The sequence below is a fragment of the Streptomyces sp. NPDC088725 genome (genome assembly GCF_044751305.1).
GTDB lineage: Bacteria > Actinomycetota > Actinomycetes > Streptomycetales > Streptomycetaceae > Streptomyces.
This window is the reverse complement of the sequence record NZ_JBIVLO010000004.1, coordinates 622,435-647,629: the sequence shown is the minus strand read 5'-3', so window position 1 is coordinate 647,629 and position 25,195 is coordinate 622,435. Positions and strand designations below refer to the sequence as shown.

Below are 25,195 nucleotides of genomic sequence, written 5' to 3'. Positions count from 1 at the left end.
GTGCGCCGATCGGGTATCGCGTGTGACATCGCGCGCACCGGACGGGTTCACGGGCCGCACGCCGCACTCCGCACGCAGAACACCAGGGCCCGTGTCCCACCCCGGAGGGAGGACACGGGCCCTGGTGTCATGTCAGCTCTGTCGGCTCGTACGGATCAGGTCCGTACGGACGGCCGTACGGTCAGCCGTTGCGCTTCCAGCGCGGCTTGTCGTCACGGCGGCCGAAGGAACCGGTGCCGGTGCCCGTGCTGCCACCCCGGTGGTCGTCACGGCGGCCGGTCGGACGGTCGTGACCGGCACCGGCGCGGAAGCCGGTCGCCGGACGGTCGTCGCGGCGGTCGCGGTTGAACGGACGGTCGCTGCCCCGGTGACCCACCGGACGGCTGCCGCCGCGGTCGTCACGGCGCTCGGCACCGCGGTCGTCGCGGCGGTCGCGGTTGAAGCCGCCTTCCTTGCGGTCGTCACGGCGGAAACCACCGGAACCACCGGCCGGACGGTCGTCACGGCGCTGGAAACCACCACGGTCACCACCGCGGTCGTCACGACGGTCACGGTTGAAGCCGCCGCCGCTGCGGTCGTCACGGCGGAAACCACCGGAACCACCGGCCGGACGGTCGTCACGGCGCTGGAAACCACCACGGTCACCGCCACGGTCGTCACGACGGTCACCACCGCGGTCGTCGCGGCGCTGGAAGCCGCCACGGTCGCCGCCGCGGTCGCCACCGTCACGCGGGGTGTAGCCCCGCGCGCCGCCCCGGCCGCTGCGCTCGCCCCGGTCGTCACGACGGCCGAAGTTGCCGCGGTCGTCACGGCTGTCCCTGCGGTCGTCGCGCGGCGCGGCCTGCGCCGGTACGGCAGCGGCGGCAGCGGCCGCCTCCACCTCGCGTACGGCCTCGGCGGCCACCTCGGCCACCGCCGCCTCCGGGTCGTCCCCACGCTCACGAGCTGCACGGGCCACCAACCGGTCGGCCTCGCTGCGCAGTTCGGCGGCACGGCGCTGGACGCGCTCCAGCTGCTTGGTCAGGTCGACGGCCTCGCGCTCGGCCTGCTTGGCCGCGTTGTTCGCGGAGTCGGCCTGGACCTCCGTGAGCGAACGCGCGCCGGTGATCTCGGCGACCTCGGTCTCGAAGACGCCCGTTCCGCCGACGATGTGGCGCGAGGCGTCGACGCCCGCGTCCTCCATCAGCCGGAAGATCTGACGGCGCTGGTGCGGCAGCGCCAGCGACACGACGACACCGGACTTGCCGGCGCGCGCGGTACGGCCCGAGCGGTGCAGGTAGTCCTTGTGGTCCCCGGCCGGGTCCACGTTCAGCACCAGGTCGATGCCGTCCACGTGGATACCGCGGGCGGCGACGTCGGTCGCGACGAGCGCGTTGACGTAACCGTCCTTGAAGTCGGCCAGCGTCCGCGTACGCGCGCCCTGCGTCATACCGCCGTGCAGCGCGTCGGCCTTCACGCCCGACTCACGCAGCTGCTCGGCGATACGGTCGGCGCCGAGCTGCGTGCGGACGAAGATGATCGTGCGGCCCTTGCGCGCGGCGATGGCCGCGGTGACGGGGGCCTTGTCCTTCGGCTTCACCACGAGCACGTGGTGGGACATCGTCGTGACGTTGCCCTGCGCGCTGTCGACCTCATGGTTGACCGGGTTGGTCAGGTAGCGCTTGACCAGCGTGCTGATCTCGTTCTCCATGGTGGCGGAGAACAGCATCCGCTGGCCGCCGGCCGGCACCAGGTCGAGCAGTTCGGTAACCTCGGGCATGAAGCCCAGGTCCGACATCTGGTCGGCCTCGTCGAGGATCGCGATCTGGATCTGCTCCAGGGAGCAGGCGCCGCGGTTGATGATGTCGCGCAGCCGGCCGGGGGTGGCGACGAGGATGTCGACGCCGCGCTCCAGCGCGTAGATCTGGTTGCTCATCGACGTACCGCCGCAGACGACCTTCATCTTCAGGCCGAGCACATCGCCGTACGGCTGCAGCGCGTCCGCGACCTGCATCGCCAGCTCACGGGTCGGGGTGAGGATGACGCCGCGCGGCTTCTTCTTCTCGGTGTGGCCGCCGGCCAGCGTGGCCAGCAGCGGCAGACCGAAGGTGAGGGTCTTGCCGGAGCCGGTACGGCCGCGGCCCAGGATGTCCTTGCCCGCCAGGGCGTCCGGAATGGCCGCCGCCTGGATCGGGAAGGGCGAGGTGACGCCGTTCTGCGAGAGCTTGCGGACGATCGACTCGGGCAGGCCCAGGTCGGTGAAGGTGATGCCCGGGTTCTCGGCGTTGTTGTCGACGGCCTCGGGGGTCTCGTCGGTGTCGACGGCCTCGGAGGTCTCGTCGGAAACCCCGTGGTCGGCGAAGTCGGCCGCCTCGGGGGATTCAGTTACTTCGGTGGCCGTCTCGACGGTCTCTGCCACCGCGGTCTCGGTGACCGGGGTGGTGGACTCGTTCTCGGACATGACGGCGTGGTCAGAACTGGAAATGGACATGCGAAATGCGAAACCTTCCGGAGTCTCGGCACGCGCCCAAACTCCGTGATTCGCAAATCGACCGCCTCAATGCGGTCCAGCCACGGCAAGGGAGAGTACGCGCCACGCGGCGCTCTTCTGTGTCGGCGCCGGGCAATGATCAAACGATCTACTACCATACGCACCCTCCCCCCACTTAGGCAAACCAGTGCGGGTGAGTCCCCGGTCACACGCGGGTCGCGGGCCGTCGTACGGGCCGCACGCGGGCCGCCGCACAAGCGGAGCGGAAGCCGCCATACGGGCCGTCACGCAGACCGTCGTACGAGCCGCCGGCGTACGGCCGTCACACCGGGCCCAGTTGCGGTGAGGCGGCCGGTTCCTTCTTCATCCCCAGCTTCAGCCCCACCCCCTCGGCGCCGGGGAAGAACCCGGTGCGCACGTCGGCCTGCGGCGACGCGGACGGCGGATCGCTGGGCGCGGGATCGGGGTCGGACCCGGGGTCGGGGTCCTGCGAGCCGGGTCCGGTGCCGGTTCCCGTACCGGGGCCGGAACCGGTGCCGGTGCCCGGACCGGAGCCGTGCCCCGGACCCGGGCCCGCGGGCGGCGGCTGGGGCGGGGTCTGCTGCGGAGGCGCTGGTTCCTTCGACGGCTGCGTGGGACCGGTACCGGGCCGCGACGGCTTGGCCGGACGCGGCCCTTCGCCCTCCCGCGACGGGCCCGCCGAGGGCTCGACCGATGAACTGGGTCCCGGCGAGGGCTCCTTGGCCGTGCTCTCCGCGTCGATCCGGCCCACGCCGTCCATTCCCGCGCGGCCCTGCCTGCCGCCGGCCACGCCGGTCACCGACCCCGTGACGCCGTCGGGCTCCTTCGCCGTACCGTGCCGGTCCGAGGAACGCACGGGGGCCGGACTCTCTTCCTCCTCGCCGACGCTCATGCAGCCCGCGCAGGCCGCGACCGCCAGCGAGGTGACGATCCAGACGGCGAAGCGGCCTGGGGCGGACGGGGAGGTCAGGACGGACAACGGGCGCACGAGTGGCACCTCCGGAGCACTCAAAGGGTCTCCCCGCCGGCGGCGAAGGAAGGATTTCACTGCTCAACTCGCTTTTCCCGTCAGGGACACGCCCGGACGGGACATCGGATCAGGGCGTACGGCGCACCGCCGGCCGCGCGCGCCGACGCCGTACCGCCCCCGCACCCGTCCGTACCGGACCTGCGCTCCCGTAACCCGGCGCCCCCGGCGGACGGCAGCCACAATGGCCCTGTGCTGGAGATGACACGCGACGCCTTCGAAGAGCTGGTGAGCCAGGCTCTTGACCGGATCCCGCCCGAACTGACCCGGGTCATGGACAACGTGGCCGTGTTCGTGGAGGACGAACCCGCCCCGGAGGACCCGGATCTGCTGGGTCTGTACGAGGGGACCCCGCTCACGGAGCGCGGCGAGTGGTACGCCGGAGTCCTGCCCGACCGGATCTCCCTCTACATGGGTCCGACGCTCCGTTACTGCGAGACGGCGGAGGAGGTCGTCCACGAGGTCGCGGTGACCGTGGTCCACGAGATCGCCCACCACTTCGGCATCGACGACGAGCGACTGCACGAACTGGGCTGGGGATGACCGACCGGGCCGGCGACAACCGGGGACAGCCGGCGGCACCGGCGCAACAGGTGAACCGGCAATCAGCCGCCCGCCGGGCCGCATGTCCGGCCGCCGGTATGGGCATACGGGCCCAATGTTCCGCAGCGCGTTCCCCGTTCCGTCCGGCCGTTCGTACGACCCGCTCGCTCCCGACGCGGCGCACCCCACCCGCGCCGCCCGCACCGGCCGCGCGCTCGGCCTGATGGCCGTCGCGCTGATCGGCGCGTGGCTCGGGCTGCTGATCGCCGGGAGCGTACGGGCGCCCGTCGGGCCGATGGATACGAGCATGACCCTGCGCCCCTCCCTGACCGGCGGCACGAAGATCAACGTCTCGCCGCTCGGCGCGCTGGAACTGAGCACCCACAACGCCCCCGTCCGCCTCGACGTGGACGTCGACCAGCTCGATCCGGTCCGCTCCCAGGCCCTGGTGGAGCACCCGGACCGGATCTCCGGCCTCCAGGACGAGGTCGCTCACGACGTCGGGCACGGCGCCACGGAGCTGGCCGTACGCTCCGCCGTCGCCGTGGTCTCAGGAGCGACCGCGCTCGGCCTGGCCGTCTACCGCCGTCCCCGCCGCGCGCTGGCGGCCGGCGGGCTCGCGCTCGCGCTGCTGGCCGCTTCGGGCGTCGGCGCGTACGCGACCTGGAACCCGAAATCGGTGCTCGAACCGCGCTTCTCCGGCCTGCTCTCATCCGCCCCGCAGGTCGTCGGCAGCGCGCGCTCGATCGTCAGCGACTTCGACACCTACCAGAAGGAGCTGGCACGGCTGGTCACCAACGTGACCAAGCTGTACGACGCGACCTCGACGCTCCCCGCGTACCAGCCCGACCCGGGCACCCTGCGGGTGCTGCATGTCTCCGACATCCATCTCAACCCGGCCGCCTGGCAGATCATCAGCTCGCTCGTGGACCAGTACAAGATCGACGTCGTGATCGACTCCGGCGACGCCATGGACCACGGCACGGCCGCCGAGAACGGCTTCCTCGACCCCATCGCCGACCTGGGAGCCCCGTACATCTGGGTGCGCGGCAACCACGACTCGAAGGTCACCCAGCAGTACCTGGAGCACATGAAGAACGTACGGGTCCTGGACGAGGGCAGCGCCGTCACCGTCGCGGGGCTGCGGGTGGCGGGCATGGGCGACCCGGCCTTCACGCCCGACCGCTCGCTGGAGGTTCAGGGCGACGCCGCCCAGCGGGAGGCCGGGAAGTTCCTCGCGACCGGGCTGCGCGACCAGGCGCTGGCCGGTCACCCGGCCGACATCGCGGTCACCCACGAGCCGGTGGCCGCCCGGCAGACCGACGGCCTGGTCCCGCTGGTCCTGGCCGGTCACATCCACCACCGCGAGACGGAGGTGCTGCCCGGCGGGACCCGGTTGATGGTCGAGGGCTCGACGGGCGGCGGCGGGCTGCGCGCGCTCCAGAACAACACCCCGGAGAAGGTGCGCGCGTCCGTCCTCTATCTGGACCGTACGAGCAAGCGGCTCCAGGCGTGGGACGAGATCACCCTCGGCGGCCTCGGCCTGACGACCGCCGAAGTCAGCCGCCACCTGCCGGAGGAGGCCGCGGCCCCGGGCACGGCCCCGGCCGGCCCGCCGCTGACCACGCCCGGCGGCCCGACTCCCACGTCCCCCGGCGACTCGGCCCCGGCCTCCCCCGGCGGCACGACACCCACGCCTCCCGGCGGCTCGATTCCCCCGTCCCCCGGCAGCGCGACTCCCGCGCCTCCCGGCGGCTCCGCCCCGGCTTCCCCCGGCGGGTCCGTTCCCGCCTCCCCGTCCACCCGGTGAATCCTTTTGGCGTTACCTCCGCCCATCCCATATGCTGCTCACGCCCGCGACACGCTGCGAAGCGCCCGGTCCGGGTCGTTGGCCCCCATCGTCTAGTGGCCCAGGACGCCGCCCTTTCAAGGCGGTAGCACGGGTTCGAATCCCGTTGGGGGTACCAAACTCATAGTCCCCCTGCCCAGTGGAAACGCTGGCCAGGGGGATTTTTTGTGTCCATAACGTCAGCACCGTTCTGTTTTGCGGTGCGCTGCACGGCGGACATCAAGCAGCGAGCAAGAGCGACGGCACGGTCAGCCACACGGAGATGTGGCGTGCCGGCCGGGCGGGAAGCAGGAGTCGGAGGTCTTCGATGACGAGACGGCCACCGAGCGCTTCCGAGACCTGGCTGTCGGACGCCAGGACCTCGGTGGCACCGCCCGGCAGTCGTGCTTCGGGTGGTTGGTTTCTGAGCACGGCGTGCGGTGGTGGTTGCAGTGGCCAGTCCAGCGGCCCAGGGAGTTGGCGCTTTGGGCTTCCGACGTCCACGTCCAGGCATAGAGGAACTCTTCGGCCAGGATGCGGCTGTATCGCTCGGCTTTGCCGTTGTGGCGTGGCGTGTAGGGCGCGATGCGCTGGTGCCTGGCGCCGGGGAGGGCACGGGTGAAGCTCTCGGCTCGTAGCAGGCGCTGTTATCTGTCACGATCCGTTCGATGCGTGTGATCCCGTGGGCGGCCGGCCAGGCGCGGCCCGGCGAGGGCGTGTTGCGAAAGTAGCGCCGTCCGCCCGGAGGGCGGGGCGCGTGCGCGTGCCAGGCGTCGCGAGCCAGGCAGGACTTTCGCAACACGTCCTCGTGGCCGTGGCGTCCAGGCGGACGGTTCGACGAGCGGGCGAACTTCCGGCGGTGTGGTCCTTCGACTGGGAAGTCCGACGCCTCGGAGCTGGCCGCCGTACCGTGATGTCACACGGGAAGGAGCCGTTGATGAGTGTTGACGCGATCGTGCAGACCGAGTTCCCCGAGGGGTATGTGGTCTTCTTCGGTGCCGACGGGAAGGTGATCATGACCCGGCAGAGCGAGGAGCGCTCCAGCACGATCCGCTCGATGCAGATCGACACGCTCCCTCTGGGCCGTCACGCGAAGGTGACGTCGGACGTGTACATCGACTTCCCGGCCGACGAGAACTCCGCACCCGATCTCGCGATCCTCCGCGAGGACGCACAGAAGCAGGGCAGCGCTACAGCTTCGATGACGTGCTCCTGATCTCCGAGGCAGTCTCGGCTTCTTCGGCTCGCAAGGACTACGACGACTGCACCGCTAAGTACGGCCGCTACGGCATCCCGGCTACTTGATCGTGGACCCGTATGCGCAGGAAGCCGTCGTGCACACCCAGCCGAACGGCACCGGCTACATCGCCGCGCACACCCACAAGTACGGCACCGGCAAGCTCCCCATCGAGCTGGCCGACGGCCGCGTCTTCACCCTCGACTTGGACGAACTCCCTCGCCCCGAGTCCGGGTCCGGCACCCGCTGACCCGTCGCGCCGACGCGTCAGCACGGGTCCAGGTTCGGCCCGGGTGGAGCGGGACCGAGGAGGATGGAAACGGGGCTGTTTGTCCCATTTCTCCGGCGAAACCGCAGGTCAGGAAGGGAAAGTTTTCGGGTTCGAATCCCGTTGGGGGTACCACTCGCTTCCGTGCGTACAGCTGCCGCTTCCCGCGGCAGCCGGCACGGAGCCGGCATCGCAGCATCACTCTCCGGCCTTCGGCCCTCCCGTTCCCGCGGAACCGCACAGCGCGTCTGTCCGCGGGTTTCGCCGTGTCCGGATGCCGGGCACGGTGAGGCCGGGCAGAGCGACGCCGGGGAAGGTGAGGATGTCCTTCTGCGACCGTGCGAAGTCGGCGAGCGGGGTCCGTCGTAGTTCCTCGGCCATTTCGCGCCGCTGTTCCGGGCCTTCCGCCTGTTCCCCGTCGCTCCTTGCCCGCGCGGCCGCGACTGCCATGCGGGTACGCGCGCGGCGCTGGTCCTCGTAGCTGCGCAGACCGGCGGTCAGGTCGGTGGAGCGTGCGAGCGTGCCGGCCAGCACGACGGCGTCCTCGATGGCCATACCGGCCCCCTGGCCCACGCTCGCGAGCATGGGGTGGGCCGCGTCGCCGAGCAGCGTGACCCGGCCCTCGCCCCAGCGTTCCAGGAAGGCGCGGTCGTGAGCGGGGACGGCGACGATGTCCTGTTCGGGGGTGGCGCGGATGACGGCCTGGACCTCCTCGGCCCAGCCGCTGTAGGTGGCGGCGATGTCGTCCTTGGTGCCGCTCCAGCCGTTCGCCTCCTCGGCCGGCATGTTCTTGGCACCCCACCAGTAAAAACGGCCGTGGCCGATGTCGAGCAGGCCGAAGCGCCTGCCGTTTCCCCGGTAGTGGCCGACGTACCCCGGCCGCAGTCCGGGTCGGCTGAACGGCACGGTGGCGAGCCAGCAGACGTATCCGCCCTCCCGCACCTCCTCGGGACCGGCGAGTTCGCGGCGTATCACCGAGTGGAAACCGTCCGCGCCGACGAGGACGTCCCCCTCGGCCCGGGTGCCGTCGGCGAAGTGGACGGTCACGCCGTCCGGCCGCGTCTCGAAGCCGACTGCGGTCGCGCCGAGCGTGACCGGTACGTCGCCCATCGCCTCCAGGAGGCTCTGGTGCAGCGCGGTGCGGCCGATGGCGACGCTGGGAGGCAGCCCGAGCTCCCGGACCGCTTCCGGCACGGGCAGCCGGGCCAGGTCGTGGCCCTGCGCGTCCTTGATGACAAAGCTGGTGATGGCCTGGCCGAGCCGGTCGAGTCCGAGGTCGATACCGGCGGAGGCCAGCGCGGTGATGGCGTTGCTCATCACACTGAGGCCGGTTCCGGCCGCGCGCAGCCGGTCGGCCCGCTCGTAGATCTCGGCGCCGATGCCGGCGCGGCGCAGGGCTGCGGCGAGGGCGAGGCCGCCGATTCCCGCGCCGATGACGAGGACTTTCGGTCTGTTCGGTGCCATGGGTGTCCGTTCTGCGATGAGCGGTGCGCCGTCGTGTGCTGCCTGCGAGTGGTCCGCCGCCGCCATCTGGGCGCACGGAGCATGAACCGCGTTCTGATACGCTCATCTAGCGACATCGGGACACCACAGCGTGTCTGATCAGTGCCGGAGGGTATCCTCCCGTATTGAAGCTGTAAAGAATCCCGTTGGAGCCGCCCTTAACTGTGTGCGAGACTTGCACTCGCACATCGCAAGGTCCTGTGGAGCAGCTTGGAGTGCTCGCCACCCTGTCAAGGTGGAGGCCGCGGGTTCAAATCCCGTCAGGACCGCTGCAGCCACGCAGCTGCGTGGCTGGGTAGCTCAGTTGGTACGAGCGATCGCCTGAAAAGCGATAGGTCGCCGGTTCGATCCCGGCCCCAGCCACCGCCGTAAGAGCCCCGATCCTCCCGGATCGGGGCTTTTGCCGTCTCCGGCGAAACTCGTTCGCCCGGTCGCGGCGCGGGGTGAGATCCTGGTTCAGGTATGTCTACTTCCTTCGCCGACCTCCAGACCCTGCTGGCCGAGGTCTCGCTGCGTGACGCGCAGCGGCTCGGCCGCCGTCTCGAAGGCTCCCGGCGCATCCGCAAGCCCGAAGCACGTCAGGCCGTGCTGGACGAGATCGCCGCCGAAGCCGGGAAGGCAGCCGAACGGACGCGGCGTCGCGCGGCCCGCGTACCCGCCGTCAGCTATCCGGAGCAACTGCCTGTCAGCCAGAAGAAGGACACGATCCTGGAGGCGATACGCGACCACCAGGTCGTGATCGTCGCCGGTGAGACCGGCTCCGGCAAGACGACGCAGATCCCCAAGATCTGTATGGAACTGGGCCGGGGTGTCCGCGGCATGATCGGCCACACCCAGCCGCGCAGGATCGCCGCGCGCACGGTCGCCGAGCGGGTCGCCGCCGAGCTGGACACCCCGCTCGGCGAGGCGGTCGGCTGGAAGGTCCGCTTCACCGATCAGGTCAGCCAGGAGACGACGTTCGTCAAGCTGATGACGGACGGCATCCTGCTCGCCGAGATCCAGACGGACCGCGAACTGCTCGCGTACGACACGATCATCATCGACGAGGCCCACGAGCGCAGCCTCAACATCGACTTCCTCCTCGGCTACCTGGCCCAACTGCTGCCCCGGCGCCCGGATCTCAAGGTCGTCATCACCTCCGCGACCATCGACCCCGAGCGCTTCTCGCGGCACTTCCGCGACGCGCCGATCGTGGAGGTCTCCGGCCGTACGTACCCGGTCGAGGTCCGCTACCGGCCGCTCCTCGAGGAGGACGGCGAGGAGGGCGACCGCGATCAGATCACCGCGATCTCCGACGCCGTGGACGAGCTCCAGTCGGAGGGGCCCGGCGACATCCTGGTCTTCCTCTCTGGTGAGCGCGAGATCCGTGACACCGCGGACGCCCTGGAGAAACGCAGGATCCGCGGCACCGAGGTCCTTCCGCTGTACGCCCGGCTCTCGCACGCCGAGCAGAACCGCGTCTTCCAGCGCCACGGCGGACGCCGGATCGTGCTGGCGACGAACGTCGCGGAGACCTCGCTGACCGTTCCCGGCATCAAGTACGTGATCGACCCGGGCACCGCCCGTATCTCCCGCTACAGCCACCGCACCAAGGTCCAGCGACTGCCGATCGAGGCGATCTCGCAGGCCAGCGCCAACCAGCGCAAGGGCCGCTGCGGCCGTACGTCGGACGGCATCTGCATCCGGCTGTACTCCGAGGACGACTTCCTCTCGCGCCCGGAGTTCACGGACGCCGAGATCCTCCGTACGAACCTGGCGTCCGTCATCCTCCAGATGACCGCGGCCGGGCTGGGCGAGATCGAGAAGTTCCCCTTCATCGACCCGCCGGACCACCGCAACATCCGCGACGGCGTGCAACTGCTCCAGGAACTGGGGGCGTTCGACACCGCGCAGAAGCCCGCCCCGGACGGAAGTCCGGACGGGAAGCCCGGCGAACAGCCGGACGGACAGCCCGGTGGAAGGCCGGACGGACGGCGCGACGGACGGCCCGGCGGAAAGCGGGAGGGCAGGAAGGGCCAGCGTCTGACGCCGCTCGGCCGCAAGCTCTCCCAGTTGCCCGTCGACCCGCGCCTCGCCCGGATGGTCATCGAGGCCGACAAGAACGGCTGCGTACGGGAGGTGATGGTGATCGCCGCCGCGCTCTCCATCCAGGACCCGCGCGAGCGCCCCGCCGAGAAGCAGACCCAGGCCGATCAGCAGCACGCCCGCTTCAAGGACGAGACCTCCGACTTCCTCGCCCTCCTCAACCTGTGGCGGTACGTACGGGAGCAGCAGAAGACGCTGTCCTCGTCGGCCTTCCGCCGCATGTGCAAATCGGAGTACCTGAACTTCCTGCGGATCAGGGAGTGGCAGGACATCTACTCCCAACTGCGCACGGTTGCCAAGCAGATGGACCTGAAGCTGGGCGGTGACGACGACGCGCACGCGCCCGACCAGGCCGTCCACCAGTCGCTGCTGGCCGGCCTGCTGTCGCACATCGGGCTGAAGGATGTGAAGGAGGGCGCCAAGAACGAGTATCTGGGCGCCCGCAGCGCCAAGTTCGCGATCTTCCCGGGCTCCGCGCTCTTCAAGAAGACACCGCGCTTCATCATGTCGGCCGAGCTGGTGGAGACCTCCCGCCTCTGGGCCCGCGTCAACGCGAAGATCGAACCCGAGTGGATCGAACCGCTCGCCGGCCATCTCCTCAAGCGCACCTACAGCGAGCCGCACTGGGAGAAGGACGCGGCGGCCGTGATGGCGTACGAGAAGGTGACGCTCTACGGAGTACCGATCGTCGCCCAGCGCAAGGTGAATTTCGGCCGAATCGATCCTGAGGCGTCCCGCGAGCTGTTCATCCGGAACGCGCTGGTCGAGGGCGACTGGCGGACGCACCATCAGTTTTTCCATGACAATCGCAAACTCCTCGGCGAGGTCGAGGAGCTGGAACACCGCGCGAGGCGCCGCGGCATCCTCGTGGACGACGAGACGCTGTACGACTTCTACGAGGGCCGGGTCCCCGACCACGTGGTCTCGGGCGCGCACTTCGACTCGTGGTGGAAGCACAAGCGCCGCGAGGAGCCCGAACTCCTCGACTTCGAGCGCTCCATGCTCATCAACGAGTCCGCGGGCGCCATCACCAAGGACGACTATCCGGACTCCTGGCGCCAGGGACAGCTGAAGTTCCGGGTCACCTACCAGTTCGAGCCGGGTACGGACGCGGACGGCGTGACCGTCCACGTGCCGCTCCAGGTGCTCAACCAGGTCACCCCGGAGGGCTTCGACTGGCAGATCCCCGGCCTGCGCGAGGACGTGGTCACGGAGCTGATCCGCTCGCTGCCCAAGCCGATCCGCCGGCACTACGTACCCGCGCCGAACTACGCGAAGGCGTTCCTGGAGCGCGCCGTACCGCTCCAGGAGCCGCTGCCCGTCACGCTCGCGCGCGAACTCCAGCGGATGGTCGGCGTGCCGGTCACGGCGGACGACTTCGACCTGACGCGCGTCCCCGACCACCTCAAGATCACGTTCCGGATCGTGGACGAGCGGCGCCGCCGCGTCTCCGAGAACGCCGAGGGCAAGGATCTGGAGGCGCTGGCCCTGCGGCTGCGCCCCAGGGCCCGCCAGGCCCTCTCCAAGGCGGCCGCGGCCACCGCGGAGCGCTCGGGCGGCGAGGCGATCGAGCGCACCGGTCTCACCGGCTGGACGATCGGCTCGCTCTCCCGGGTCTTCGAGACGCGGCGGGCCGGCCAGCCGGTCAAGGCGTACCCGGCGCTGGTGGACCAGGGTGCGAGCGTCGCCGTACGGCTGTTCGACACCGAGGCGGAGCAGCGGCAGGCGATGTGGGCGGGCACCCGGCGTCTGATCATGCTGAACATCCCGGTCAACCCGGCCAAGTTCGCCTCGGACAAGCTCACCAACCAGCACAAGCTGGCGCTGTCCCGCAATCCGCACGGTTCGATCCAGGCGCTGTTCGACGACTGCGCGACGGCTGCGGCGGACAAGCTGATCGCGGACCACGGCGGCCCCGCCTGGGACGAGGAATCGTTCCGGAAGCTGTACGAGAAGGTCCGCGCCGATCTCGTCGACGCGACCGTGCGCACGGTCGGCCAGGTCCAGCAGATCCTGGCCGCCTGGCAGGCCTGTGAGCGCCGCCTGAAGGCCACGAACAGCCTGGTGCTGCTCAACAACGTCCAGGACGTCAAGGACCAGCTGGCGGCCCTCGTACCGGCCGGCTTCGTGACGCGCACCGGGCTGCGCAGGCTGCCCGACCTGATGCGCTACCTCGTGGCGGTGGACCGGCGGTTGCAGCAGATGCCCACGAACGTCCAGCGCGACACCACCCGCATGGAGAAGGTCCACGAGATGCGGGACGAGTACGCCTGGCTGCTGGAGCAGCTGCCGCAGGGCAGGCCCGTCCCGCAGGAGGTCCTGGACATCCGCTGGATGATCGAGGAGCTGCGGGTGAGCTACTTCGCGCACGCGCTGGGCACCGCTCAGCCGGTCTCGGACAAGCGCATCGTGAAGGCGATCGACGCGGCGGCGCCGTAGGCCGTGCCTTCGGGCTTCCCCTCTGGGGAAGCGCCCGGCCGCTGCCGCCATCAGTCAGTTCGACCGCACCCTCTGAGCTGCTGTACAGTCTGTCTCGCAGCCGCCGCCAAGGGGCCGCGAATCTGGTCCTGTGGAGCAGCTTGGAGTGCTCGCCACCCTGTCAAGGTGGAGGCCGCGGGTTCAAATCCCGTCAGGACCGCAGTTGAGAAAAGCAGTTGTAAAAAGCTGTCCCCGAAGGCCCGGATCCAGTGGATCCGGGCCTTCGGCCGTATTGACGGCGCCCGCCAGCACGGGTACCCCAGTCATCAGGGCCCTGTTCACCCGTAGCCGGGCCCGCACCGGGGGGTGGTGTGCGTGACGGCGTCCGTGGTGAGGCATGCGGTGAGGCATGAGACCGGCGCGCTTCTGCGCGCCCATCTGGCGGCCGCTTCCGGCTATCGGCATGCGACGAGCGTCTGCCCGGTCTGTCATCGCCTCCAGCGGCTCGCCATGGAGCCGGGACAGGCTCTCGCATGGCCCCGCAACACGGACGGGCCCGCGCGGTCCTGCGACACGGACGACGAAGAAACCGCGGACGCAGAGCACAGCTGACGGACCGTGATATCCCTAGCGGCAACACCGGTCGTTCGCAAGAGTCGTGCGATGTGACGGGAGTCACGTGCCGATTCCGGACAACGGCCGCTCTTACCCCCTCCTCACAGGCCATCAATTTTATATGTGCAATTGCACCTACCTGGGACTGTGGTGGTACACGCCGCCCGGAGCGCCCGCACACCACCCGAACAGGGCCGGGACGGCGTCCGGACGGGGCCGGCACGGCGCCGCCCCGGAGCACAAAAAAGATCGCGCCGGACTCGGCGGAGTCCGGCGCGATCGACGACTTACCCGTATTGCGAGGGCATGGGGCCTGTTGGGGCAGGCACCCGCCGTATGGAGCCATATGTGTCGGGACGACCGTGTTGGGGGAACCCGGCCGCGCCCTGCTTGTTGATCGTGTTGCTCTGATGGATCTGGTTGCGCTGGTCGAGCCCTAGTTGGTCGGGCCCTGATGGGGTGTGTCAGGCCTCACTGCGCTGTTGCGGAATACCCGCAAGCAGCGCGCGGACCTCTGCCTCGCGATACCGGCGATGCCCACCGAGCGTGCGGATGGACGTGAGCTTGCCTGCCTTTGCCCAGCGTGTGACCGTCTTCGGATCCACACGGAACATCGTGGCAACCTCAGCCGGGGTCAGCAGCGGCTCGGCATCAGGGGTGCGAGCGGTCATGAGCGGCCTCCTCGGGAGAACCGAACCATCTCGGTTCTTTCCTCTAAATTCTGCACCTTGACCCACGTTGCCCGAAATGGCGGACGCGGGCCGAGTCGGTTATAGGACGAACGGCTTGTCCTCGGCACTACAACTACACCATCCGTCCAGCCTCGTCGGCCAAACCGATGGAATTGCCCTCTGAGGTGTCCATCAGCGGCGGAAGCCGATGGACCATGCCATAGCGGACAGTCACACCCCCGTGACGATCAGTCACAGCGACATCAGGCGTCACCAGAACCCCCCCATAGCGCGCAAGCCAAAGAAATCCGCCCACAGTTGGGCGGATGCAGTCCTCTGCGGACTCCTTGTCCTATTTTGACACGAGGAGGGGCGTTGGGCGCAAGAGCCCCGTTAGTGCGGTCCATCACCCTTGAGGCAAAACGCCCGGATCGCGACCCGGTTGTTATCCAACCGTTGAGGAGCCCGCTGCGGGCCCAGGGGCTTCAGTTGGCGAACTGGAGATCACGAACGGCCCGCCAGCGCTCAGAGAGCCGTCCGTAGGCCTCTGAGGCGCCTTCCCCGTCACCGGCACGCAATGCCGCGATACCGGCGGCCACATCGGCCGCTGAATGATCTTCGTCCAGCCGCTCCGCGGACAGCACGTGCACGAGGCCGCCGTAGTCCAGCTCGACCAGCGAACGCGGATGGAACTCCTCCAGCCACCGGCCGACGTCCACCAGGCCCTCGATCAGCGGCCCGTCGTCCATCGCGTCCCGCAGTGCCTTCAGCGCGCGGGCGACACGCCGTCTGGCTTGAACCATAGGGGTCCGGTAGCGCAGGACATGCGCCTTGGAGACGTCGGCGGCGTCCTCGCCGACCTGGGCGCCGGCCTCCTCGTACGTGCGCTCGTCGTCCGAGAAGAGCGTGAACCACCGCACCGGCACCTGCCAGACCGCCGATCTGATCCACGGCCGCGCGTCCGGATTGCGGTCCCGCCAGCGTTCGTAGTCGGCGGCGGCCTGGCCGCGCACCACCGGCGGCAGCACCGCGTCGAGCAGCGGCGGGGGAAGCTGTTCCGCCAGTTCCTCCAGCGCCAGCCAGCCGCGCAGCCGGGTCCGCCACGGACAGACGCACACCACGCCGTCCACCTCCGTCACGAAGGCGTCGCCGCTCTCGTGGACCGGCACGGGCACGGGCGGCGTGGGCAGCAAGTCGGCGAGGGACCCGCGCAGTTCGTCCTGGGCGGTGGGCGTGCGGCCGCGCCGGGCGTACCGCGCCCAGTGGCTTCTCTCGGGTTCGGGAAAGGCGGCCAGCGGCTCGTACACCCGCAGGTAGGACGTGTAAGGCACAAGGACTGAAGACACCGCCGGCATGCGCCGCATCGTCCCACGCCCGCCCTCCCCGGGAGGGTGATCCGGGCGCACTCCTCGCGGTCCGGCTGATCTTCGCCCGTGAAGCCCCTACGCTCGTGCTTGCCCGACCGGGCCTCCCCACACCCCCGGGAGGGCCCGCCCCACCGTTTCGTACTTGGGAGTCACCACCGTGACCGATGTGACCGACGGTGTCCTGCACACCCTGTTCCGCTCCGAACAGGGCGGCCACGAGCAGGTCGTGCTCTGCCAGGACCGTGCCAGCGGCCTCAAGGCCGTCATCGCCCTCCACTCCACCGCCCTGGGCCCCGGCCTCGGCGGCACCCGCTTCTACCCGTACGGGTCCGAGGAGGAGGCCGTCGCCGACGCGCTGAACCTCTCCCGGGGCATGTCGTACAAGAACGCCATGGCCGGTCTCGACCACGGCGGCGGCAAGGCCGTGATCATCGGCGACCCCGCCCAGATCAAGACCGAGGAACTGCTGCTCGCCTACGGCCGGTTCGTGGCCTCGCTCGGCGGCCGGTACGTCACCGCCTGCGACGTCGGCACGTATGTCGCGGACATGGACGTGGTGGCGCGCGAGTGCCGCTGGACGACCGGCCGTTCCCCGGAGAACGGCGGCGCCGGTGACTCCTCCGTCCTGACCGCCTTCGGCGTCTTCCAGGGCATGCGCGCCTCGGCGCAGCACCAGTGGGGCGATCCGACGCTGCGCGACCGCACGGTCGGTATCGCGGGCGTCGGCAAGGTCGGCAACCACCTGGTCGAGCACCTGCTCCAGGACGGCGCCCGGGTCGTGATCACGGACGTACGGGACGAGTCGGTCGCCCGGATCACCGAACGCCACCCCGAGGTCCGCGTGGCGGCCGACACCGACGCGCTCATCCGTACGGAGGGCCTGGACATCTACGCGCCCTGCGCGCTCGGCGGCGCGCTGAGCGACGCGAGTGTGCCCGTTCTGACCGCGAAGGTGGTGTGCGGCGCGGCCAACAACCAGCTCGCGCATCCGGGTGTCGAGAAGGACCTCGCCGACCGCGGGATCCTCTACGCGCCGGACTACGTGGTGAACGCCGGCGGGGTCATCCAGGTCGCCGACGAGCTGCACGGCTTCGACTTCGAGCGGTGCAGGGCGAAGGCCGCGAAGATCTTCGACACGACTCTTTCGATCTTCGCACGTGCGAATGAAGACGGGATTCCTCCGGCCGCGGCGGCCGACAGGATCGCCGAACAGAGGATGGCCGAAGCTCGCCGGAGCTGAACGCCGGAAGGCTTCCGAGGGGCTTCTGGAGGGGCGGCGCGCGACCGGTTGGAGACGAGACTCACGCCGGTCGGCGGCTCGCCCCTCCAGAAGAGGTTAAAATCGCACCTGACCAGCGAGGACGACACGTCTCGCCGGTTCTGCGGCGGGGCACGTGATGCGGGCGGCGTACCGTATGGCCCCGGAAGCAGGTACCGTTGAAGCCCTACGGACGGGCCTCTCCGCGGAGAGCTCGTTCCGAAACATGAACGCGTGTCAAGACTCTGGGGCCGTCGAGCCCCGTCACCGAGGGGGTCGAGCCATGGGGCGCGGCCGGGCCAAGGCCAAGCAGACGAAGGTCGCCCGCCAGCTGAAGTACAACAGCGGCGGGACAGATCTGTCACGTCTGGCCAACGAGCTGGGCGCATCACCTACGAGTCAACCGCCGAACGCGGAGCCGTTCGAGGATGACGACGAGGAAGATGACCCGTACGCACAGTACGCAAATCTGTACAACGACGACGAGGATGAGGACGATGAGTCCGGGCCCTCGTCGCAGCGCCGCGGCGCTTGACGTCCGTATAGCTGGGCACCACCACCTCCCGACCCGGTCCTGGGCAGCAGTCCTGGACCGGGTTGTGTGCTGCCCGCCCGCGGCCGGCGCCTTTCCCGGCGCCGGCGCGAGTGGATCGCGGTCCTACTTCGCGTAGTCGCCGGTCAGGGCGGCGCCCGTGGCGTGCGTACCGCGCTCGGTGATCTCACCGGCGACCCAGGCGTCCACACCCCGGTCCGCGAGCGTGGTGAGCGCCGCGTCGACGGAGCCGGCGGGCACGACGGCGATCATGCCGACACCCATGTTCAGCGTCTTCTCCAGCTCGAGGCGTTCCACCTGACCGGCTGTACCGACGACGTCGAAAACCGCGCCGGGCTGCCAGGTCGAGCGGTCGACCGTGGCGTGCAGTCCGTCCGGAATGACCCTGGCCAGGTTCGCGGCCAGGCCGCCGCCCGTGACATGGCTGAAAGCGTGCACCTCGGTGGTCCTGGTCAGCGCCAGGCAGTCCAGCGAGTAGATCTTCGTGGGTTCGAGCAGTTCCTCGCCGAGCGTCCGGCCGAACTCCGCGACCTCCCGGTCCAGCGACCAGCCGGCCCGGTCGAAGACCACGTGCCGGACGAGCGAGTACCCGTTCGAGTGAAGACCGGAGGACGCCATGGCGATCACCGCGTCACCCGTACGGATACGATCCGGGCCGAGCAGCCGGTCCGCCTCGACCACACCGGTACCGGCTCCGGCGACATCGAAGTCGTCCTCGCCCAGCAGCCCGGGGTGCTCGGCGGTCTCCCCGCCGATCAGCGCGCAGCCGGCCAGCACACAGCCCTCCGCGATGCCCTTCACGATGGCCGCGACCCGCTCGGGGTGGACCTTTCCGACACAGATGTAGTCGGTCATGAACAGCGGTTCAGCGCCGCAGACGACGAGATCGTCCACGACCATGCCGACGAGGTCATGGCCGATCGTGTCGTACACGCCCATCTTGCGGGCGAGGTCGACCTTCGTGCCGACACCGTCGGTGGCGGAGGCGAGCAGCGGGCGCTCGTAGCCCTTGAGGGCGGAGGCGTCGAAGAGACCGGCGAAACCGCCGAGGCCACCGAGGACCTCGGGGCGCCGGGTCTTCTTGACCCACTCCTTCATCAGCTCGACCGCGCGGTCACCGGCTTCGATGTCAACGCCCGCGGCGGCATAGCTGGCACCAGTGATCGGCTCAGGCATGGTTGGAACTTTCGGTATGGGGAGACGAAAAGGGGTGCGGAGATTACGGACGCCGGAGGGCTTCGGTGGCCGCGGTGTTGGCGGGCCCCGCCGCCAGCTCGGTCTCCAGCAGCTGCTTGCCCAGCAGCTCGGGGTCCGGCAGCTCCATCGGGTACTCGCCGTCGAAGCAGGCGCGGCAGAGATTCGGCTTGGCGATCGTGGTCGCCTCGATCATGCCGTCGATGGAGATGTACGAGAGGGAGTCGGCGCCCAGGGACGTCCCGATCTCCTCGATCGTCATACCGTTGGCGATCAGTTCCGCGCGGGTGGCGAAGTCGATGCCGAAGAAGCACGGCCACTTGACCGGCGGCGACGAGATCCGGATGTGCACCTCGGCCGCGCCCGCCTCCCGGAGCATCTTCACGAGGGCGCGCTGTGTGTTGCCGCGGACGATCGAGTCGTCCACGACCACCAGGCGCTTGCCCCGGATGACTTCCTTGAGCGGGTTGAGCTTCAGCCGGATACCCAATTGGCGGATGGTCTGTGAGGGCTGGATGAAAGTTCGCCCCACATAGGCGTTCTTGACCAGACCCACACCGTACGGAATGCCGCTTTCCTCGGCGTATCCGACAGCCGCGGGCGTGCCGGACTCCGGAGTCGCTATGACCAGATCCGCGTCCGCGGGAGCTTCCCGCGCGAGCTTCCGGCCCATTTCCACCCGCGAGAGGTAGACGTTCCGGCCGGCGATGTCCGTGTCGGGACGGGCCAGGTACACGTACTCGAAGACGCAGCCCTTGGGCTTCGCGTCCGCGAATCGCGAGGTGCGCAGACCGTTCTCGTCAATGGCGATCAGCTCGCCGGGCTCGATCTCCCGGACGAAGGCGGCGCCACAGATGTCGAGAGCGGCGCTCTCGGACGCGACCACCCAGCCGCGCTCCAGCCGGCCGAGAACCAGCGGGCGGATGCCCTGCGGGTCACGGGCGGCGTACAGCGTGTGCTCGTCCATGAAGACGAGCGAGAACGCACCGCGCACATTCGGCAGGACCTTGGGCGCGGCTTCCTCGACGGTGAGGGGCTTGCCGTCCTCATCCGTCTGGCCGGCCAGCAGCGCCGTCACCAGGTCGGTGTCGTTGGTCGCCGCGACCTGCGTCGAGCGCCCGCCCTGCTTGGGCAGATCGGCGACCATCTCGGCGAGCTGGGCCGTATTGACCAGGTTGCCGTTGTGGCCGAGCGCGATCGAGCCGTGGGCGGTGGCCCGGAAGGTCGGCTGCGCGTTCTCCCACACCGAGGCTCCGGTGGTGGAGTAACGGGCATGACCCACCGCGATATGGCCCTGGAGAGAGCCGAGAGACGTTTCGTCGAAGACCTGTGAGACCAGGCCCATATCCTTGAAAACCAGGATCTGGGACCCGTTGCTCACTGCGATGCCCGCGGACTCCTGTCCGCGGTGCTGCAGGGCATACAGTCCGAAATAGGAGAGCTTGGCGACCTCTTCACCCGGGGCCCAGACTCCGAAGACGCCGCAAGCGTCCTGGGGGCCTTTCTCACCGGGGAGCAGGTCGTGGTTGAGTTTCCCATCACCACGAGGCACGCCACCGAGTGTAGGCGAGATCGACCACTGGTCCGAATTGGGGATACGCCCCACCCGAATCCCGGCCCACTTCCCGCACACCGCGTAACGAACCCGCTCCGGCGAGTGCGCGAATCCGGCCCTCTCCGCGCACCAGCGCCAGCAGTTCCTCACCGTCGGTGACGATCAGGCCGTGTGACCCATTCCTCGCGGTCGCGCCTGCGAGGCGTCCAGCACTTTGTGGCGGAGCCGGCAGAGCGCGGCGATGGCCCGAACCTGCCGGTGCCCGCACGCGGCCCCCGCCGCACGGACGCGCAACGGCTCACCCGGGCAAGCCCGGTGGACCGCGACAAATTCACCAGCGGCCCGGCGAAGTCGTCCACCACCCCGACCATGCCGTACGTCCGGTCGTATACGACCATCCCAGGCGCAGCCCGCCAGGACCGGACCCCGCCCTCACAGCCGCTCCTGCCGGCTCAGCCGGTTCCGCTCGGCCAGCCGCGCGCTCAACACCTCGGCGGGCGACAGCGGCTTGACGCCCGGCACCGAGTCCGGACACTGCTCACTCCCGCACTCGCACGGCGGCCACCGCAGCGCCGACCCCGGCACCAAGTCGGCGCCGCCGCCGCCCGGATCACTCGTCGGAACGATGAGCACACCGTTCCTGCCGAACTTCTCCGTCAGCCGCGCCAGAGACTGCCGCGCCTCGCTCCTCGCCATCCCGCCAACCCCTTCGATCCACGAAGCACCCGTCGCATCAACTCCCCTGCCACCGGCGCGTACCGGCCGGACACACGATCGACGGCCGTTATGCGGAGCAGGCCCCAGCCGTGGACCGTGGCCTCACGAGGAGCCAAGCCGTCCAGCACCGCCGGTTCAAGGAGCCGTTCCAGCATCGTGGGGGTACGCCTTCCGTCATCACTCAATTACCGTCTGTGCATCAAGGATCGGTATTTGTGCGTACGATCGGAAGCGATCGATGTCTCAATGGACCCTCTGAGAATCGGGGTTGCGTCATGCCTGCTCGCCCACGTGAACTCACGCCGGACCGGTCGGTCCGGCACCTGTTCGGGTCGGAAATGCGCCGGTTACGCGAACAGGCGGGAATGACCCTGGAAAGCCTGGCTCCTGTGGTCAGATACTCCAGAAGTTCACTGGCGAGATTCGAGACGGCGGACGTGATGGTCCCCCCGGACCTCCCGAACAAGCTCGACGCCGCGTTCGGCACGGACGGGCTCTTCTCGAAGCTGTACGCGATCGCGGGCAGGGAGGTCCACCCGGACAAGTACCGCTGGCGCATGGAGCTTGAGGCCCGCGCTCTCACCATCGACGAGTACGCCGGGCACCTAGTGCCCGGTCTTCTCCGGACAGAGAAGTACGCCCGCGAGATCTTCCGGATGAGCAACCCGGAATCATCATCGGACGAGACCGAGGAATGGGTCGCGGTTCTCATGAGCCGGAAGGCCCTGCTGCACGGCAGCCGCCCGCCCTATCCGTCCATCATTCTCGACGAGGCCATCCTGCACCGTACGGTCGGCACACCGGCCGAAATGCGCGCGCAGTTGGAAGCGCTCCTCCCGCTTGTCGACAGCCCTGACGGCATCATCCAGATCCTGCCCTTCCGGCACGGCGGGCATGCTTTTATGGGCGGTTCTCCGACACTCCTGGGCCTGGACGACGGCACCACCGTGGCCTACGAAGAGAGCATCAGGACAGGGCAGTTGATTGAGGGCAGCGAGGACGTTGTCAGACACCGCCGGGCCTACGATGTGATCAGGGCCAACGCGCTCTCGCCCAGGGAGACCGGCGCCCTCATCACATCCGCCATGGAGGCACTTCCGACATGAGTACCACCAACTGGGTCAAGTCGAGCTACAGCAACGGCGACGGTGGCAACTGCGTCGAATTCGCTCCCGCCTCCGCCGCGGCGGGCGTCGTCCCCGTACGTGACAGCAAGAACCCCAACGGCCCCGTGCTCATGCTCACTCCCGGCGCGTGGGCCGGCCTCGTCATATTCGCCGCGAACCAGGCGGCCAATTAACGCTCACCGATTTCCGCGCCCGGAAATAGGCTTGCGCAACGGCGAAACGTCGTCCGGCGCGAACACGCACGGGCCTCTCACGGCCCACAAACCGTCGGAGTCAGTCCGGCGCGAGGGGGTCGGGGTCGGAGGAGGTGCGTGTCCGGACACTGAAGCGTGATGTGTGGCGCACAGCACCGGTCGCTGTCCGCTCCCGTCGCGCGCGCCGTACATCATGCCGTCCGGACATGTTCCTCCGGAGGCCCCGGCGCCCGCCTCACCACGCCCCGGCCACAGACCACCCGCACGAGCCCCCGGCCCGAAACCCCAGACGGGAACCCGGCGCCGACAGGCCGCACCGCGCCGCCCGGAACCGCGCTACGCCCGGCTCCCCGGCCGCGCCGACAGGCTCGTGCCGTCAGCCGCCGTCAGGGACAGGCCCTGTTCGTTCAGCTTGTACGTGACCTTGCCCGACAGCACCTTCTGCATCCGGCGCTCCACCGCCATCTCAGGACCCGGGCACAGCTTCCGCGTGGAGGTGACGCGGCCGAACGTGACCGTGGACCCGTCAGCCCCGTCAGCCCCGTCAGCCCCGTCAGCCGCCGCCGTCTTCGCCGTCGTCCGGAAGCTGTTGCAGCCCAGGCTGCCGTGCGCCGTGCCGTCCTCGCCGAACGTGATGAACGCCTTGCCATCCGTGCCCTCGGGCAGCGTGACCCCGGCCTTCGGATCGCCGCCGAGCGTGTTCACCGTCCACTTCCCGGTGAGCGCGGCGGACGGCTCGGAGGTCAGCGCGATCGCGTCGCCGTCCGCGCCCTTCAGGGTCAGGCCCTTTTCGCCGTCCGTCATTTCGGCCTTGAGCTTGCCGGAAAAGGCTTTGCCCAAATCCCTTTCGAAATCGTCCAGTTGCTCGGAACAGCTCATCATGGTTGACGATTTGGGACCCACGGTGAGCGTGTCTCCGGAAACCGACACCTTCGTGCCGAAGCCGTTGCACCCCGTCCGGAGCGAGGCCTGACCGTCCTTGCCGATCTCCAGGACCGCCCCGGAGAGCACCGCGGCCTTCTTGCCGGCGACGCTCAGGCCCTCGACGGTCCAGCTGACGCCGGTGACGGGCAAGTCGTTCCGTACGGCGCTGCCTTCGGGTTCGGCACCCTTGCCGGAACCCGTCTCCGTGCCGCACGCGCCCAGGGTAAGCAGCGCGACAGCAGTGACTGATGTGGCTGAGATGACCCGTTGCTTTCGCATGGCGATGGGACGAGCCACGGCCGCGACCGGTTCCGCGAGCCCCAGACACCGCCCCGCGCCCCGGACACCGCCCTCCGCTCACCCCATCAGCGGCAGCAGCCCACCCAGATCCGCACGCTCCCCGCTCGCGCTGACCCGCGCCGCGTCCAACTCCTCGTGCCACGACGTACGGCCCGTGGCGAGCCGGATCCAGGTGAGCGGATCGGTCTCGACCACGTTGGGCGGCGTGCCGCGCGTGTGCCGGGGGCCCTCGACGCACTGCACCACCGCGAACGGCGGGATCCGCACCTCGGTCGAGGCGCCCGGCGCCTTCACCGCGAGCGCGTCGGCGAGCAGCCGCGTACAGGCGGCGAGCGCCTGCCGGTCGTACGGTACGGACAGGCCGGTCGCGCGGTTCAAGTCGTCGGTGTGGACGATCAGTTCGACGGTACGGGTGACCAGGAAATCGGCCAGGCGCATCGCGCCGACCCGGGTCGCGACCAGCCGGTCGTCCGGCGCCCCCGGCAACAGCGCGTCGATCCGTGAGGCGGCGAGGGTGAACAACTCCTCGGCGCCCGCAGCCGATCCGGCCTCCACCGGTACGGACTCCGCCGCGATCCGCGCCACGTCCTCGGAGATCGCCCCGGCGTACGTGGCCGTCGCGAACGGCCAGTCCAGCAGCGGCACCACCGGACCGGGCGGCGGCTCAGCCTGCTCCAGGCCGCCGCCGATCGCGCCGACCACCACGGTCAGATGCGCGACCAGATCCCGTACGGCCCAGTCGCCGAGGCCGGTGGGCAGCGCGAGTTGGTCGGGCGTGAGGGTACGGATCGCCTCGCGTACGTTCCCGAACTGGGCGAGCACCGCGGTGCGGATCTTGGCGGGGTCGTAGCTGCGCAGACGCTTCTTGGCCGGGGGCATAGCCGTGAGGCTAACCGACCGTGCCCCGGCCCGCCCGGAACGCGACTGAGCGACCGGGACGCGACCGAGCCGGGGCCGGGCGGGAACGCGGCTGAGCCCCCGCCCGGTCGGAAACGGGCAGGGGCTCGGCCAGAGAAAAACAACGCGTCACGCCTGGCGCGGCCGCTCCAGCGTGATGAGCAGGCCCTCGACCGCGCCAGGACCGATACGGCCCTTGACGTCGGCGGCGGTGAGCGCCTTGAGGGCCCAGCCGTCCTCGGCGTGCTTGTTGAGCGTCTTCTCCAGCTTGTCGCTGTCCAGCGCGTCGCCGATCAGCGACTCACGGAACGTAATGACCTTGTACTCGTAGGACATTGGGGCGTTCCCCTCGTTCATGTCTCATGTCTTGGGCCGCACGGCGGGACGCGTGCGGCCCAAGACAATCACGAGCCCAGGACATTC

Annotated in this window: 21 protein-coding genes, 4 tRNA genes and 1 pseudogene; 14 read left to right on the top strand and 12 right to left on the bottom strand. The window is 69.5% G+C overall.

The genetic code is table 11. The features are described 5' to 3' along the window. Positions 1-181: 181 nt before the first annotated feature. On the bottom strand, positions 182-2,470 hold the full coding sequence (locus ACIP6N_RS13130; protein ID WP_401815174.1) for a DEAD/DEAH box helicase: 2,289 nt from the start codon (positions 2,468-2,470) through the stop codon (positions 182-184). Positions 2,471-2,792: 322 nt separating this feature from the next. Then, positions 2,793-3,479, bottom strand: a complete 687-nt coding sequence (locus tag ACIP6N_RS13125; protein WP_401815172.1) for a hypothetical protein — start codon at positions 3,477-3,479, stop codon at positions 2,793-2,795. A gap of 231 nt (positions 3,480-3,710) precedes the next feature. On the opposite strand from ACIP6N_RS13125, the gene ACIP6N_RS13120 reads away from it, so the two are divergent. From ACIP6N_RS13120 to ACIP6N_RS13110, 3 genes are all read left to right on the top strand, one after another. Continuing rightward, complete coding sequence (locus ACIP6N_RS13120; protein WP_401815171.1) at positions 3,711-4,061, top strand: metallopeptidase family protein; 351 nt, start codon at positions 3,711-3,713, stop codon at positions 4,059-4,061. Positions 4,062-4,176: 115 nt separating this feature from the next. Then, a complete protein-coding gene (locus ACIP6N_RS13115; protein WP_401815170.1) occupies positions 4,177-5,871 on the top strand; it encodes a metallophosphoesterase in 1,695 nt (564 codons plus the stop codon). An 81-nt stretch (positions 5,872-5,952) separates the two neighbouring features. Further along, a tRNA-Glu gene (locus ACIP6N_RS13110) sits at positions 5,953-6,028 on the top strand. 230 nt (positions 6,029-6,258) lie between these two features. On the opposite strand, the pseudogene ACIP6N_RS13105 reads toward ACIP6N_RS13110, so the two are convergent. Further along, positions 6,259-6,592: pseudogene (locus ACIP6N_RS13105) on the bottom strand (integrase core domain-containing protein); the annotation flags it as partial. A gap of 234 nt (positions 6,593-6,826) precedes the next feature. Between ACIP6N_RS13105 and ACIP6N_RS13100 the strand changes: the two are divergent. Both ACIP6N_RS13100 and ACIP6N_RS13095 read left to right on the top strand, forming a co-directional pair. Beyond that, positions 6,827-7,105, top strand: a complete 279-nt coding sequence (locus tag ACIP6N_RS13100) for a hypothetical protein (RefSeq protein WP_401815169.1) — start codon at positions 6,827-6,829, stop codon at positions 7,103-7,105. Between the two features lie 118 nt (positions 7,106-7,223). After that, positions 7,224-7,376, top strand: a complete 153-nt coding sequence (locus tag ACIP6N_RS13095) for a hypothetical protein (RefSeq protein ID WP_401815167.1) — start codon at positions 7,224-7,226, stop codon at positions 7,374-7,376. Positions 7,377-7,592: 216 nt separating this feature from the next. Here the strand turns inward: ACIP6N_RS13095 and ACIP6N_RS13090 are convergent, their stop codons facing one another. Further along, the gene (locus ACIP6N_RS13090; RefSeq protein ID WP_401815166.1) at positions 7,593-8,858 is read right to left on the bottom strand and encodes an FAD-dependent monooxygenase; all 1,266 of its coding nucleotides are present in this window, start codon (positions 8,856-8,858) and stop codon (positions 7,593-7,595) included. A gap of 233 nt (positions 8,859-9,091) precedes the next feature. On the opposite strand from ACIP6N_RS13090, the gene ACIP6N_RS13085 reads away from it, so the two are divergent. The 5 genes from ACIP6N_RS13085 (at position 9,092) to ACIP6N_RS13065 (ending at position 14,012) form a co-directional block, all read left to right on the top strand. After that, positions 9,092-9,166 (top strand) — tRNA-Asp (locus ACIP6N_RS13085). 20 nt (positions 9,167-9,186) lie between these two features. Continuing rightward, positions 9,187-9,260: transfer RNA gene (locus ACIP6N_RS13080), tRNA-Phe, on the top strand. Positions 9,261-9,359: 99 nt separating this feature from the next. Then, positions 9,360-13,421, top strand: a complete 4,062-nt coding sequence (hrpA, locus tag ACIP6N_RS13075; protein ID WP_401815165.1) for an ATP-dependent RNA helicase HrpA — start codon at positions 9,360-9,362, stop codon at positions 13,419-13,421. 124 nt (positions 13,422-13,545) lie between these two features. Next, positions 13,546-13,620 (top strand) — tRNA-Asp (locus ACIP6N_RS13070). A gap of 170 nt (positions 13,621-13,790) precedes the next feature. Then, positions 13,791-14,012 (top strand): DUF6274 family protein, encoded by a 222-nt coding sequence (locus ACIP6N_RS13065; RefSeq protein WP_401815163.1) that lies wholly within the window; start codon positions 13,791-13,793, stop codon positions 14,010-14,012. 467 nt (positions 14,013-14,479) lie between these two features. On the opposite strand, the gene bldC is transcribed toward ACIP6N_RS13065, so the two are convergent. Next, complete coding sequence (gene bldC, locus ACIP6N_RS13060; RefSeq protein ID WP_003949541.1) at positions 14,480-14,686, bottom strand: developmental transcriptional regulator BldC; 207 nt, start codon at positions 14,684-14,686, stop codon at positions 14,480-14,482. 485 nt (positions 14,687-15,171) lie between these two features. After that, on the bottom strand, positions 15,172-16,041 hold the full coding sequence (locus ACIP6N_RS13055) for a hypothetical protein (RefSeq protein ID WP_401815162.1): 870 nt from the start codon (positions 16,039-16,041) through the stop codon (positions 15,172-15,174). Positions 16,042-16,210: 169 nt separating this feature from the next. Between ACIP6N_RS13055 and ACIP6N_RS13050 the strand changes: the two genes are divergently transcribed. Beyond that, entirely contained in the window at positions 16,211-17,293 is a 1,083-nt protein-coding gene (locus tag ACIP6N_RS13050; RefSeq protein ID WP_401815255.1) for a Leu/Phe/Val dehydrogenase, read from the top strand. A 301-nt stretch (positions 17,294-17,594) separates the two neighbouring features. After that, the gene (locus ACIP6N_RS13045; protein WP_401815160.1) at positions 17,595-17,846 is read left to right on the top strand and encodes a DUF3073 domain-containing protein; all 252 of its coding nucleotides are present in this window, start codon (positions 17,595-17,597) and stop codon (positions 17,844-17,846) included. 123 nt (positions 17,847-17,969) lie between these two features. Here ACIP6N_RS13045 and purM read toward each other — a convergent pair whose 3' ends face one another. The 3 genes from purM to ACIP6N_RS13030 all read right to left on the bottom strand — a co-directional run bounded on the left by purM (position 17,970) and on the right by ACIP6N_RS13030 (position 21,309). After that, positions 17,970-19,040, bottom strand: coding sequence for a phosphoribosylformylglycinamidine cyclo-ligase (gene purM, locus ACIP6N_RS13040; protein ID WP_401815158.1), 1,071 nt, complete (start codon positions 19,038-19,040; stop codon positions 17,970-17,972). 43 nt (positions 19,041-19,083) lie between these two features. Beyond that, complete coding sequence (purF, locus tag ACIP6N_RS13035; protein WP_401815157.1) at positions 19,084-20,610, bottom strand: amidophosphoribosyltransferase; 1,527 nt, start codon at positions 20,608-20,610, stop codon at positions 19,084-19,086. A gap of 435 nt (positions 20,611-21,045) precedes the next feature. Further along, on the bottom strand, positions 21,046-21,309 hold the full coding sequence (locus ACIP6N_RS13030) for a hypothetical protein (protein ID WP_401815156.1): 264 nt from the start codon (positions 21,307-21,309) through the stop codon (positions 21,046-21,048). Positions 21,310-21,605: 296 nt separating this feature from the next. Here ACIP6N_RS13030 and ACIP6N_RS13025 point away from each other — a divergent pair, with 296 nt between their 5' ends. Both ACIP6N_RS13025 and ACIP6N_RS13020 read left to right on the top strand, forming a co-directional pair. Beyond that, positions 21,606-22,436, top strand: coding sequence for a helix-turn-helix domain-containing protein (locus ACIP6N_RS13025; RefSeq protein WP_401815155.1), 831 nt, complete (start codon positions 21,606-21,608; stop codon positions 22,434-22,436). After that, on the top strand, positions 22,433-22,630 hold the full coding sequence (locus tag ACIP6N_RS13020) for a DUF397 domain-containing protein (protein ID WP_401815153.1): 198 nt from the start codon (positions 22,433-22,435) through the stop codon (positions 22,628-22,630). The genes ACIP6N_RS13025 and ACIP6N_RS13020 overlap by 4 nt, the downstream gene beginning before the upstream one ends. Before the next feature lie 357 nt (positions 22,631-22,987). Here ACIP6N_RS13020 and ACIP6N_RS13015 read toward each other — a convergent pair whose 3' ends face one another. From ACIP6N_RS13015 to ACIP6N_RS13005, 3 genes are all read right to left on the bottom strand, one after another. Continuing rightward, entirely contained in the window at positions 22,988-23,854 is an 867-nt protein-coding gene (locus ACIP6N_RS13015; RefSeq protein ID WP_401815152.1) for an META domain-containing protein, read from the bottom strand. A 78-nt stretch (positions 23,855-23,932) separates the two neighbouring features. Then, positions 23,933-24,754 carry a sterol carrier family protein gene (locus tag ACIP6N_RS13010; RefSeq protein WP_401815150.1) on the bottom strand — a complete coding sequence of 274 codons (822 nt, stop codon included), beginning with the start codon at positions 24,752-24,754 and terminating at the stop codon, positions 23,933-23,935. A gap of 147 nt (positions 24,755-24,901) precedes the next feature. Next, positions 24,902-25,108: a DUF4177 domain-containing protein gene (locus ACIP6N_RS13005; protein ID WP_401815149.1), complete on the bottom strand. Its 207-nt coding sequence runs from the start codon at positions 25,106-25,108 to the stop codon at positions 24,902-24,904. Positions 25,109-25,195: the final 87 nt, after the last annotated feature.